This is a genomic window from Streptomyces sp. NPDC044719, from assembly GCF_056433405.1.
This window is the reverse complement of record NZ_JBWKHE010000005.1, coordinates 665,214-677,507: the sequence shown is the minus strand read 5'-3', so window position 1 is coordinate 677,507 and position 12,294 is coordinate 665,214. Positions and strand designations below refer to the sequence as shown.

The window sequence follows — 12,294 nt, the reverse complement described above, 5'->3', positions numbered from 1 at the left end:
GGCCCCACCCCTCGGGCGAGGGGTGGGGCCGTTCGGTGTTCGACAACTGACGTTGCGTCAGGCAGCCGTCTCGGTCTGCTCGCTCTCCGCCACCGGCTTGCGGTGGCGGCCCCGCGGAGCCGACTCGCCGTCCCGCGTGGAGACCTCACCACGGTGCCGGCCTGGGCCGGTGGAGGTCTCCTGGACATCGGCGGTGTGCAGCTGGTTCGTGCTGGCGTCGCTCATCGGATGGAATTCACCCCGTCAACATGATCTTTCTTGCAGCCGGGCGAGTGTATCCGGCACCCCGTGCCCGGAATCCAGGCGGCCACGCCAACCGGCACTAGTTCGTTACAAGCCGTCCCAACGGCGCCTGCTGCAACGGCACCGGACGGGGGGTGGAGGGGGCGGCGGGTGCCGGTGCCGGCGGCGGTTCTGGTCCTGATCCGGGTGCCGGTACTGATCCCGGCGCAGGTCCCGGCCTCGGTCCCGGTCCTGGTTCTGGGGGGCGGCCCGGTGCGGTGGTTCCGGCGGTGGTTTGTGCGTCCGCCTCCTGCCCCGGCCGCGGCCCCATGCCCGGCTCCGGACAGGGCGGCGGCGCGGCGGCGGGCTCGGGCGCCGCCGCCGTGGGCGGGCTCACCTGCGCCACGCCACACGGCACGACCTCCGTCGCGTACGGCAGCCGCAGCACTCCCTCCGGTGTCCACAGGCCGGTGCCCGCCAACCACCCCTCGGGCGCCGGGAGATGGTGCACCCGCCGCTCGGCCGGCCGCCACACGGCGATCCAGCTGCCCGCCGGCCCGTCCACGCGCAGCGCCACCGCGCAGCTCTCCGGCGTCAGCACCTGCCCCGGCTGGATCGCGAAGGGCGTCACCGCGCAGTCCCGTAGCCGCAGGCACTCAGGGAAGCGCACCGGCAGGGTGCTGCCCAGGACACCCCAGCCCAGCCGGTCCTGGCCCGGCGACGGAGCGTCCGAGCGGACGATCAGCAGCCCGCTGTCGTGGTCGGCGAGCAGCAGCCGGTCGTCGCTGTCGGCGGCGATCTGCAGCAGCGGGGACACCTGGCCGCCGTGCTCCAGATCCACCACGACGGCCTTGGTGCGGCCGCCGGTCTCCCGGTCCAGGGCCAGCAACCGCCCCGCCGGGTCCAGCCAGACCCCGCCCGAGCAGCGGCCGGGCAGCTCGGCCAGCTGCTCGGGCCCGAAGGGGCCGCCCGCCACCAGCCACACCGCCGTCGAACGCCGGCCGACCGCCAGGGCATAGGCCCGCTCGCCGCCGGGGGCGGGCGGCAGCAACCGCAGCCGGGCGGCCGCGTCCGGGCACTCGATCGCGCCCAGGGGCAGCTCGCCGGTGCCGGGGCCGGTCGGGTACAGCAGTGAGAACGCGTGCCGTCCGGCCACCAGACGGTGGATGAGGACCCGCCCGTCGGCCATCGGCTGCACCTCGGTGCCCGGCTCCTCCGGCTGATTGCGGGGCAGCGGCACCGCGTACGGCTCGGGGCCGTCCAGGGTCCAGCGCTCCGGGAACCAGGAGTCGCCGGCCGACGCCAGGCGTGCGGCGTAGGCACCGTCCGCGGAGAGGGCGCAGGCCGTCGGCTCCGCCCCGTCCCCGTCCCCGTCCTCATGTCCCGCCGAAGGCTCGATCGCACAGGCAGTCATCGTTCGGTCACCTCCAGTGACGAACGTAGTTTTCGTCCCACAGGCGGGGAATCCGGGCGCTCCGGCTTCACACATAAGGGTGTTCCAGGAACGATTCGCCTGAGGAAATGGGGCATTTGTGCTCAGCGGGGCGACCGGCGGCCGACGGGGCCGGTGGCGATGACGGGGGCGCTGGCTGAGGCGGTGGTGGAGGCGATGGCGGAGACGGTGGTGGAGGCCGTGGCGGTGGCGGTTCAACGCCACAGATCAGACGGGTAGCCTTGCTCCCGTGCCCCGTCTGTCTGAAGTCATCGCCGCGCTCGAGAACCTGTGGCCCGCCGAGCGGGCCGAGTCCTGGGACGCGGTCGGCACGGTCGTGGGTGACCCGGACCAGGAGGTCACCCGGGTGCTGTTCGCCGTCGACCCGGTCCAGGAGATCGTCGACGAGGCGATGAAGCTGGGCGCCGACCTGCTCGTCACCCACCACCCGCTCTATCTGCGCGGCACGACGACCGTCGCGGCGACCCACTTCAAGGGCCGTGTCGTCCACACCCTCATCAAGAACGACATCGCGCTGCACGTCGCCCACACCAACGCCGACAGCGCCGACCCGGGAGTCTCCGACGCCCTCGCGAGCGCCCTGGACCTGCGCGTCACCGGACCGCTCGTCCCGGACCCCACCGACCCCGAGGGCCGCCGGGGCCTGGGTCGCGTCTGCGCGCTGGACCACCCCCTGACCGTCCGCGAGTTCGCCGCCCGCGCCGCCGAGCGGCTGCCCGCCACCGCGCAGGGCATCCGCGTAGCCGGCGACCCCGAGGCGCTGCTGCGCACGGTCGCCGTCAGCGGCGGCTCCGGCGACAGCCTCTTCGACCACGTACGCGCGGCGGGCGTCGACGCCTTCCTCACGGCGGACCTGCGCCACCACCCGGTGTCGGAAGCCGTCGCCCACAGCCCCCTCGCGCTGCTCGACGCGGCGCACTGGGCCACCGAGTGGCCCTGGTGCGAGCTGGCCGCGAGCCAGCTCGACGAGATCTCCGACCGGCACGGATGGGACCTGCGGGTCCACGTCTCGAAGACGGTCACCGACCCCTGGACCGCGCACGCGGCCTCAACCACTTCTGAACCCCTGGGAGCCCCGAACTGAACGCCGCGCCCGCCGACCAGATCCGACTCCTCGACGTCCAGGACCTCGACGTCCGCCTGCAGCAGCTCGCACACAAGCGGAAGTCGCTGCCCGAGCACGCCGAGATCGAGTCGCTGACCAAGGACCTCGTCCAGCTGCGCGACCTGCTCGTGGCCGCGCAGACCGAGGAGAGCGACACCGCCCGCGAGCAGACCAAGGCCGAGCAGGACGTGGACCAGGTGCGCCAGCGCGCCACCCGCGACCAGCAGCGCATGGACTCCGGTGCCGTCACCTCTCCAAAGGACCTGGAGAACCTCCAGCGCGAGATCGCCTCCCTCGCCAAGCGGCAGGGCGATCTGGAGGACGTCGTCCTGGAGGTCATGGAGCGCCGGGAGTCCGCGCAGGAGCGGGCGGCCGAGCTGGCCGAGCGGGTCGCCTCCGTCCAGTCGAAGATCGACGACGCGACCGCGCGCCGGGACGCGGCCTTCGAGGAGCTCGACGGCGAGGCCGCCACGGCGTCCAAGGAGCGCGAGGTCGTCGCCGGGTCGGTGCCCGCCGATCTGCTCAAGCTCTACGAACGGCTGCGCGAGCAGCAGGGCGGCATCGGCGCGGCGAAGCTGTACGCGCGCAGCTGCCAGGGCTGCCGGCAGGAGCTGGCCCTCACGGAGCTGGCCGACATCCGCAAGGCGGCGCCCGACACGGTGATCCGCTGCGAGAACTGCGGGCGCATCCTGGTGCGCACGTCCGAGTCCGGGCTGTAGTCGGGTTTGTAAGAGGTGACAGGGGCGGTGGCCGTGCGGGAGTTCATCGTCGAGGCCGACGGCGGGTCGCGGGGCAACCCGGGGCCCGCGGGCTACGGGGCCGTGGTGAGCGACGCGACCACGGGGGAGACCCTGCGGGAGGCTGCCGAGTACATCGGCGTCGCCACGAACAACGTCGCCGAGTACCGCGGCCTCCTCGCCGGTCTGCGCGCCGCCCATGAACTGGACCCGGACGCGACGGTCCACGTCCGGATGGACTCCAAGCTCGTCATCGAGCAGATGTCGGGCCGCTGGAAGATCAAACACCCCGACATGAAACCCCTGGCGGCAGAGTCGGCCAGGGTGTTCCCCCCGGGGCGGGTCACCTACGAGTGGATGCCCAGGGAGCAGAACAAGCACGCGGACCGGCTGGCCAACGAGGCGATGGACGCCGGGGCCAGGGGGGAGCAGTGGTCGGAGTCGGCATCGACGGCGGAGCTGGACGCAGCCCCTTCCGGGACTCCTGAAGCCACCGGGTCCGCCCACGGGGACGCCGCCGGGTCCGCCCAGGGGAACGCCACCGGGTCCGCCCCCGGGGACGCCGACACCCGCGCCGCCAAGGCCGTCGCCACCCCCGGCTGGGCCCCCGCCGACCTGGGCGCCCCCGCCACCTTCGTCCTCCTGCGCCACGGCGAGACCCCGCTGACACCCCAGAAGCGCTTCTCCGGCAGCGGCGGCACCGACCCCTCCCTCTCCGACGCCGGCCGGGATCAGGCCGAGCGGGCCGCCGCGATGCTGGCCCGGCGCGGCACGATCCAGGCGATCGTCTCCTCGCCCCTCGCCCGCACCCGCGAGACCGCCGGTATCGTCGCCGCCCGGCTCGGGCTCGAGGTGGGTGTCGACGACGGGCTGCGCGAGACCGACTTCGGTGCCTGGGAGGGACTCACCTTCGCCGAGGTGCGCGAGCGTCACCCCGACGACCTGAACGCCTGGCTGGCCTCCCCGGACGCCGAACCCACCGGCGGCGGCGAGAGCTTCGCGGCGACGGCCACCCGGCTCGCCGCCACCCGCGACAAGCTGGTCGCGGCGTATGCGGGCCGCACGGTCCTGCTCGTCACCCACGTGACCCCGATCAAGACGCTCGTCCGGCTCGCCCTCGGCGCCCCGCCGGAGTCCCTGTTCCGCATGGAACTCTCGGCCGCGTCCCTGTCGGTCGTGGCGTACTACGCCGACGGCAACGCCAGCGTCCGCCTCCTCAACGACACGTCCCACCTGCGCTGAGCCCCGCCGCCGCACGGGCCAGCTCCTCCACACGGCCCCAGTCGCGGGCCGCGACCGCGTCCTGCGGGAGCATCCAGCTCCCGCCCACGCAGCCGACGTTGGGCAGTGCGAGGTAGTCCGGCGCGGAGGCCGGGCCGATCCCGCCCGTCGGGCAGAAGCGCGCCTGCGGCAGCGGCCCGGCGAGCGACTTCAGATACGCCGTACCGCCCGCGGCCTCGGCCGGGAAGAACTTCATCTCCCGCACCCCGCGCTCCAGCAGCGCCACGACCTCCGACGTGGTCGAAATCCCCGGCAGGAACGGCACCCCGGACGCCCGCATCGCGTCCAGCAGTACGTCCGTCCAGCCGGGACTGACCAAGAAACGGGCACCCGCGGCCACCGATTCCTCGACCTGCCCGGGACTGATCACCGTCCCGGCACCCACCACCGCCCCCGGCACCTGCCCCGCGATCTCCCGGATCGCCTCCAGCGCCGCGGGCGTCCGCAGCGTCACCTCGATCGCGGGCAGCCCACCGGCCACCAGCGCCCGCGCCAGCGGTACGGCGTCGCTCGCATCCTCGATGACGACGACAGGGATGACGGGCGCGAGGTCCAGCACGGAGGCGGGCAGGGGAGAGACCATGGCGGTATCCTGCGCCGATCCAGCAGCATGTGCAAAGCTCATTGCGTATGTTGCAACAAGGGTGTTGGGGGGTCAGTGAAGTTGGGGAGTCAGTGAACCTCGTCCACCAGCACATCCAGCGCCCACGCCTGCCCCGCCTTGCCCGGCGCCTCGGCCTCGACGACGTACCCGAGCTCCCGCAAAACCGTGACCAGCTCAGCCGGGCCCTTCGGATCGGCCCCGGCGGTCAGCAGGCCGCGCACGATCCGCCCCTTGGTCGCCTTGTTGAAGTGGCTGACCACCTTCCGCGTCGGCGCGTGCAGCACCCGTACCGACGCCGTCCGCCCGGCGACCTCGCCCTTCGGCTTCCAGGCGGCGGTGTACGCGGCGGACCGCAGATCCAGCACCAGCCCGTCCCCGGCCACCTCGGGAAGCACCGACGCCATCGGCGTACGCCAGTGCGCGCCCAGCGCCCCGAGCCCCGGCAGCTTCACCCCCATCGAGCACCGGTAGGACGGAATCCGGTCCGTCACCCGCACGGCACCCCACAACCCGGAGAACACGAGCAGCGACCGCGCCGCCCGCCGCTTGGCGGCGGCGTCCAGGGTCCCCAGACCGAGGGCGTCGTAGAGCACACCGGTGTAGATCTCCCCGGCCGGCCGCGCTCCCGCCGTCCGCAGCTCCGCGTTCTTCGCGACCTCGCCCCGCAGCCCCTCGCTGAGCCCGAGCACCTCGCGCGCCTTGTCCTCGTCGCCGGCGCACAGCTCGACCAGCTCCGTGAGGACCGCCTCCCGGGCGTCGGTCAGCCCCGGCAGGGACAGCGACTGCGGCTTCAGCGGCGCACCGCGACCGGACGACGCCTTGCCTTCGGACGGCGGCAACAGGACAAGCACGCGTACTCCTTCGATCGAACTCCGCCCGACAGCGTACGGGGGCGTACGGGGAGCTCAGACGCGCGCCCGGCCGAGGGCGCGGACGAGCCCGTCCGCGTCGTCGGCATGGAACCGGACCACCCGCACCGGGCGCCGACGCCCGAAGAAGGTGAGATGGGTGACGGGTTCCGTCAGCTCGATCGTGACGGTCGTCTGGGCGCCCACCTCGACATTGAGCTCGCCGTCGGCCCGCTCGTGCGTCATCCGCAGCTCACGCCGCACCGAGGCGATCAGCTCCAGCGGCACCCGCAGATCGACATGGACGTACCGCCGGATCCGCAGAGCCCCGCCGTCCACATCCAGTACGTGCGGACGTACGACGGACGAGGCGTGCAGCCCGACGACGAAGACGACGCTGTACACGTCCACGAAGAGGAAGGCGGCGTGCACGGTCGGCCAGTCCTTCAGCAGCACGGACATCGCGACCGTCTCGACGAGGCACACGAACGCGAACCCGAACATCATCGCGCCCTGCCCCCGCGCGTACCCGAAGGCCTGACCACCCCGGGTCCCCTCCGTCCGCCGTGCCACCCACAGCACGAGACTCACGAGCACACGCACCTCGTGCCGGACCAGCAGCCGCGCGATCCTCATCGCCGCTCCTCGGTGAGGATGTGGAGCGTCCGGCGGATCGCCTCCGCCTGGGCCGGGGCCAGATCGTCGTAGAAGGCGCGCATCACACTGTCGTCGTGGTCGAGGCTCCCGACCTCCGGGAACAGCCCCGGCGGAATGCAGTCGGCCAGCGCCCGGGCGGCCTCGGCGACACGTGGATCGTCCGGCTCCGCCTCGGCGAGCGCGTCGAGCAGCGCGTACGCCTCATGGGCCCGCGCCACGGCCTCGGGACTCCCCAGGGCCTCACCCAACGACGACACGAGCTGCTCCCGTGCCTCGTCCGGCATGGCCGTCTCCAGGAAGGCCATGATCTCGCGATCCTTGGCGGCCATGGGCGAGTCCGACAGCTGCGCCGACCCGGCGAACAACGCCGCCAGCTCCGGCGACACCGGCCCTTCATCCGGCAACCCGCCCTCCGCCTCCAGCAGGATCCGCAACCGCCCCCGCCGCTCCCGGATGGCCTCCTCCTGCCGCGCCAGATCCTCGTCCAGCTCGGTCAGCACCTCGACCAGGTCCTTCCCGGCCTCGTCCGCCAGCACGTCCCGCACCTCGGCGAGCCCGAGCCCCAGCTCGGTCAGCCGCCGGATCCGCGCCAGCACGACGGCGTGCCGCAGCCCGTACTCCCGATATCCGTTGGCCCGCCGCTCCGGTTCGGGCAGCAGGCCCAGCTGGTGGTAATGCCGCACAGCCCGCGTGGTGACGCCGACGGCGCCGGCGAGTTCTCCGATCCGCATGGGACCAGTGAAGACGTTGACGTTGCGGCAAGGTCAAGCTCATGAGCCCTGGACACCGCCGACTTCCTCTGCTCCCCTGTGAGCCGGGGGGTACGAAGTGAGCACACGGCAACGGATACGGGAACAGGCCCGCTGGACCAGAGCACACCTGGGCCGCTCCGGCCCACCCCTGGACCTGCTCACCGCCCACTTCGACCAGCACGTCTACGCGCCGCACGCTCACACCGAATTCACCATCGGCGTCACGGTCGGCGGCTCGGAGGTCATCGCGTACCGAGGGGGCCGCATCCACTCCTACCCCGGCTCGATCGTCGTCCTGGAGCCCGGCGAGATGCACACCGGCGGCCCGGCCGCCTCCGACGGATACGCCTACCAGGCCCTCTACGCCGAGCCGTCCCTGCTCACCGACGGCACCCTCGGCGGCCTCCCGCACTTCCGTGACGCCGTCCTCCACGACCCGGAACTGGCCACCGCCCTCCGCGCCGCCCACACGGACATCAGCGTCTGCCCCGACCCGCTGGAAGCCGAGTCCCGGCTGCCCTGGCTGCTCACGGCCCTGGCCCGCCGCCACTCCACGGCGAGGGCGAGCACCGACGCGATTGCCGGCGCCGACCACATCGCCAGGTCCGTACGCGACCGCCTCGCCGACGAACTGCTGGACCCTCCCTCCCTGGCCGCCCTCGCCACCGACCTCGGCCTCTCCCGCTACCAGCTGCTGCGCGCCTTCCGCACGACGATGGGCGTACCGCCGTACGCCTGGCTCGCCCAGCACCGGGTCGCCAGGGCCCGCGGGCTCCTGGAAACCGGCCTGCGCCCCGCCGAGGTCGCCGGCCTCGTCGGCTTCGCCGACCAGGCACACCTCACCCGCTGGTTCCGCCGGGTCCTGGGGGTGACCCCGGCGGCGTACCGCAACAGCGTTCAAGACACGGCGGGGTGAGACGGCCGAGACTCGCCGCATGACTGCACGCGGCTGGTTCCTGTTCTCCCTGATGGGAGTCGTCTGGGGTGTCCCCTACCTGATGATCAAGGTGGCGGTGGACGAGCTGTCCCCGTCCATGGTGGTGTTCACGCGCTGCGCGCTGGGCGCCGCGCTCCTGCTCCCCTTCGCGATACGCCAGGGCGGCCTGCCCGGCATCGTGCGGACCCACTGGCGCCCGATGCTGGCCTTCGCGTGCATCGAGATCATCGGCCCTTGGTGGACCCTGACCGACGCGGAACGCCACCTCTCCAGCTCGACGGCGGGCCTGCTGATCGCGGGCGTACCGATCGTGGGCGTGGCCTTGGCCCGCTTCTTCGGCGAGACGGAGAAGCTGGGGGTGAGGCGGATGACCGGACTCGGCCTGGGCCTGGCCGGCGTAGGGGTCCTCACGGTCCCGCACCTGACGGGCGGCGACGCGAAGTCGCTGGCCGAGGTACTGGTGACGGTGGTGGGCTACGCGACGGCGCCCCTGATTGCGGCCCGCCATCTGAAGAACGTCCCGACCCTCCAGCTCATCGCCCCCTGCCTGGCCCTCGCGGCGCTGGTCTATGCCCCGGCGGCGGCGATGACCTGGCCGTCGTCCATGCCCTCCCTCACGGTCCTGGCCGCGCTGGCGGCCCTCGGCGTGCTCTGCACGGCGATCGCCTTCGTGGCCTTCCTGGAGCTGATCAAGGAGGCGGGCCCGACCAGGGCGACGGTCTTCACGTACGTCAATCCGGCGGTCGCGGTGGCGGCGGGCGCGATCTTCCTGGACGAGCAGCTGACGGCGGGCATCGTGGCGGCGTTCACGCTGATCCTGGCGGGCTCGATCCTCGCCACCGCCGCCGGTCCACGCCCCCGCTCACGCCCGGTACCATGGTCGACACGGCAGACGAGCCGGGCGGACGGCCGCGTGGAGTCCCCCTGACGGGGAGCTTCCCGAGGAACGTCCGGGCTCCACAGGGCAGGGTGGTGGCTAACGGCCACCCGGGGTGACCCGCGGGACAGTGCCACAGAAAGCAAACCGCCCAGCGCTCAGGTGCTGGGTAAGGGTGAAACGGTGGTGTAAGAGACCACCAGTGCCCAGGGTGACCTGGGCAGCTAGGTAAACCCCACCCGGAGCAAGGTCAAGAGGGGCCGCCTTTTCGGAGGTGTCCCTGCGCGGACGATCGAGGGCTGCCCGCCCGAGTCCGCGGGTAGACCGCACGAGGCCGGCGGCAACGCCGGCCCTAGATGGATGGCCGTCGCCCGGGGCTCCGCGAGGAGCTCCGGGAACAGAACCCGGCGTATAGCCCGACTCGTCTGCCGCTCTCTATTTCCGCAGCTCAGAGACCCGCTTTCTCTGAATACCCGGGCCTCCTGAGGACGGCACCCTCCGGATCACCCCCACGGAATCGCAGCGCCGTGGCCCGCTTGGTGGGCACCCCATGGGACGGCTCCCGGCGGCCGGTGCGGCTGAAGGGCCTCGCCGCCGCTCTGGGCGATCACGGGTGACCGTACGGGAGTTCTTGGGGAGTGCGGCGGGTGTAGAAAACCGTGGGCGTGCGGTGTGACGGATGTCATCCCTAGTCTGGGATCCTCAACCTTCCCTTGCACGATGACGCTCCCGCCGCGCGGTGGAGCGAGGCCGCCCGTGGCGAGCCTCTGTGGCTGTCGCTACGCTCTCTCACCGGCACCTGGTCAGTCCCCCGGCCATGAGGATCTTGGTCTGTGAGAACTCCTTGGAGCCGCCACCGACGAACCCGGCTCGACGTGCCCCGTGTTGATCTGTCCGGACGGAGTGCTTCCAACGCGACGCTCGATCTGCTGGCGGGAATCGCCGCTACCACCGACGAGGTCTCTGTCCTAGCCGCATCGATGACGCCGGATTCGGCGTGGTCCGCCAACTCCTGTCCGTGGCCCCGGCCGAGAGGAGTTGACGCTACGACGTCGATACCTACCTTGTTCACCTCGGCCTGACGAGCAAGTGTCCCTGGAGATCGGCGAGTAGAAGTGGACGCATTCTGCGGCCTCTACGCGGAGCACCGCACCCCGCTCCACGAGTAGGCGCTGCTCACCGACCTGCTCGACGGCCTCTCCCGCCACGCAACTGGCTGACCAGGGCGACGCGCGGACGGCGACTTCCGCAACCACTGCAGGCATGTCGAGTATCAACAGCCGTTATTCGTATGAAAATCTGATCACCATGGGGACTGGTTACGGCACCGAGGACACGGTTCAATGGATCTTGCAGCCGCGCGGCGGGCCTGCCAAGCGAGGCCCTCGGAACTTCGAGCACTCGGTGCGCAAGGGAATCCGACTCGCGGAGTACGAACACGTCCTCGGGAGATACGCGGAGCTGCTGAATCGTATCTTTCCCGACGGAGTGGCGCGGCTGTGGGGAGCGACTCCGGCAGCAGTGCCATGGCACACCAAGGCTGCTGCCATTCGGAATCAGAAGGTCGACGACGAAGTCCTCTTCTACGCCGAAGGGAGATTCATCGCCAAGGCCCGCATCCTCGGACTGATGCACAGCCCCGAGCTGGCTGCAGCCGTATGGGGAGCTGACGAGGGCCAGAAGACTTGGGAGCACATCGTGGCTCTGGGCGACGTAGTGGAGATCGACATACCAGCGGCTCCGCTGCTCACCAAATTGGTCAATCGGCCGGACTTGCGCAGCCTCACCTGCATACCGGCTGACGTACGTCAGCAGCATCTGGCCTTGCTGAACAGTCTGCTGGACGGGCTGACACCTCAGGCGGAGCATCAGCCCTCTGGAGAGAAGTCGACTGCCTCCGTTCCGAGAATGCGGCGCGAAGAGTTGCTGCACGCCCTCGGGACCCTGAATGCCGACACCTCGGACGAACAGCACACACGCGACGCGTCGCTCACGTTTCTGTGGGCTCTCGGCCGACTCGTGTCCGGGCCGAGCGGTCTGGCGCCCCGGGACCTCTACACTAAGGAAGTTGGCCCCCTTCTTCTGGACTTCGGTGCCCAAGACGTGCAGTTCACGTTGGAGTACGCCTTCCGGCATCTTCAGGACTCAGGTCTCTGGCAGACCGAGGGCACGGGCGACGGTGCCACGGTGGGCCTGCAGCAGGACGTCATGAGGCTCCTGCAAAAGCCTCTCGCGCGTGCCGAGGCGGTCGGTCTGCTGTGCAGCTCCTATTTCCAGGATGTCGACCAGGAAGCCCTGCTGGAGCGACTGGGCCTCGCCGGGTACGCGAACGCCGAAGGAGCCGTGGACGGCGCGAACGGGGAACCGACGAAGGGCGGCGAGGCGTCTTCGGCAGGCAGAGGACGCCGACAGGTGAACGGTTCGCGCCCCGACCGCGACCCGCACCTCGCGGAGCAGATCAAGCTGATCTACGGACACCGGTGCCAGGTGTGCGGGGAACGCCTGGAGACACGTTTCAGCCACTACAGCGAGGCGGCGCACATCCAAGGGGTCGGAAGACCGCATGAGGGGCCGGACAAGCTGTCGAACATGCTGTGCCTCTGCCCCAACCACCATGTCCAGTTCGACAAGCTCTTCTTCTTCATCGACGAGGACTGGAACGTGCGCCGAAGCAGGGACGAGAAGCTGATCGGCGCCTTGATACGCCATCCCCAGCACGTCATCGACGAGGAGTGCGTTGAGTACCACCGCGGGCTGTGCGGCCGTAGCCGCTACTGAACCGATCAGGTCACTGTGATCCGACCATGAACTCCGCGATCGC

The 12,294-nt window shown here is 71.2% G+C and carries 11 protein-coding genes, 1 other RNA gene and 1 pseudogene; 7 read left to right on the top strand and 6 right to left on the bottom strand.

Going from position 1 to position 12,294, the window contains the following annotated elements; translation table 11 throughout:
- Positions 1–57: 57 nt before the first annotated feature.
- Both AC07DF_RS23205 and AC07DF_RS23200 read right to left on the bottom strand, forming a co-directional pair.
- The gene (locus AC07DF_RS23205; RefSeq protein ID WP_478974373.1) at positions 58–225 is read right to left on the bottom strand and encodes a hypothetical protein; all 168 of its coding nucleotides are present in this window, start codon (positions 223–225) and stop codon (positions 58–60) included.
- 97 nt (positions 226–322) lie between these two features.
- Positions 323–1,636: a hypothetical protein gene (locus AC07DF_RS23200; RefSeq protein WP_478974370.1), complete on the bottom strand. Its 1,314-nt coding sequence runs from the start codon at positions 1,634–1,636 to the stop codon at positions 323–325.
- Positions 1,637–1,904: 268 nt separating this feature from the next.
- Here AC07DF_RS23200 and AC07DF_RS23195 point away from each other — a divergent pair, with 268 nt between their 5' ends.
- Genes AC07DF_RS23195 through AC07DF_RS23185 form a run of 3 tightly spaced genes read left to right on the top strand, consistent with a single transcriptional unit; the run spans position 1,905 to position 4,759 of the window.
- Entirely contained in the window at positions 1,905–2,759 is an 855-nt protein-coding gene (locus AC07DF_RS23195) for a Nif3-like dinuclear metal center hexameric protein (protein WP_478974367.1), read from the top strand.
- On the top strand, positions 2,756–3,499 hold the full coding sequence (locus AC07DF_RS23190; protein ID WP_478974677.1) for a zinc ribbon domain-containing protein: 744 nt from the start codon (positions 2,756–2,758) through the stop codon (positions 3,497–3,499). The genes AC07DF_RS23195 and AC07DF_RS23190 overlap by 4 nt, the downstream gene beginning before the upstream one ends.
- A gap of 33 nt (positions 3,500–3,532) precedes the next feature.
- The gene (locus AC07DF_RS23185; RefSeq protein ID WP_478974674.1) at positions 3,533–4,759 is read left to right on the top strand and encodes a bifunctional RNase H/acid phosphatase; all 1,227 of its coding nucleotides are present in this window, start codon (positions 3,533–3,535) and stop codon (positions 4,757–4,759) included.
- Here the strand turns inward: AC07DF_RS23185 and AC07DF_RS23180 are convergent.
- The 4 genes from AC07DF_RS23180 to AC07DF_RS23165 form a co-directional block, all read right to left on the bottom strand.
- Positions 4,734–5,381 (bottom strand): bifunctional 4-hydroxy-2-oxoglutarate aldolase/2-dehydro-3-deoxy-phosphogluconate aldolase, encoded by a 648-nt coding sequence (locus AC07DF_RS23180; RefSeq protein WP_478974364.1) that lies wholly within the window; start codon positions 5,379–5,381, stop codon positions 4,734–4,736. The genes AC07DF_RS23185 and AC07DF_RS23180 overlap by 26 nt on opposite strands.
- Before the next feature lie 89 nt (positions 5,382–5,470).
- Positions 5,471–6,253, bottom strand: a complete 783-nt coding sequence (gene yaaA / locus AC07DF_RS23175; protein ID WP_478974361.1) for a peroxide stress protein YaaA — start codon at positions 6,251–6,253, stop codon at positions 5,471–5,473.
- Between the two features lie 54 nt (positions 6,254–6,307).
- A complete protein-coding gene (locus AC07DF_RS23170) occupies positions 6,308–6,886 on the bottom strand; it encodes a hypothetical protein (protein WP_478974358.1) in 579 nt (192 codons plus the stop codon).
- Positions 6,883–7,638 carry a MerR family transcriptional regulator gene (locus AC07DF_RS23165; protein ID WP_478974355.1) on the bottom strand — a complete coding sequence of 252 codons (756 nt, stop codon included), beginning with the start codon at positions 7,636–7,638 and terminating at the stop codon, positions 6,883–6,885. The genes AC07DF_RS23170 and AC07DF_RS23165 overlap by 4 nt, the downstream gene beginning before the upstream one ends.
- Before the next feature lie 97 nt (positions 7,639–7,735).
- Between AC07DF_RS23165 and AC07DF_RS23160 the strand changes: the two genes are divergently transcribed.
- The 4 genes and pseudogenes from AC07DF_RS23160 to AC07DF_RS23145 all read left to right on the top strand — a co-directional run bounded on the left by AC07DF_RS23160 (position 7,736) and on the right by AC07DF_RS23145 (position 12,251).
- Positions 7,736–8,575: an AraC family transcriptional regulator gene (locus AC07DF_RS23160; protein WP_478974352.1), complete on the top strand. Its 840-nt coding sequence runs from the start codon at positions 7,736–7,738 to the stop codon at positions 8,573–8,575.
- Between the two features lie 19 nt (positions 8,576–8,594).
- Positions 8,595–9,374 (top strand): annotated as a pseudogene (locus AC07DF_RS23155) (DMT family transporter); the annotation flags it as partial.
- Positions 9,375–9,489: 115 nt separating this feature from the next.
- Positions 9,490–9,901, top strand: an RNA gene (rnpB, locus tag AC07DF_RS23150) — RNase P RNA component class A.
- Positions 9,902–10,736: 835 nt separating this feature from the next.
- A complete protein-coding gene (locus AC07DF_RS23145; RefSeq protein ID WP_478974349.1) occupies positions 10,737–12,251 on the top strand; it encodes an HNH endonuclease in 1,515 nt (504 codons plus the stop codon).
- The last annotated feature ends 43 nt before the right edge of the window (positions 12,252–12,294 follow it).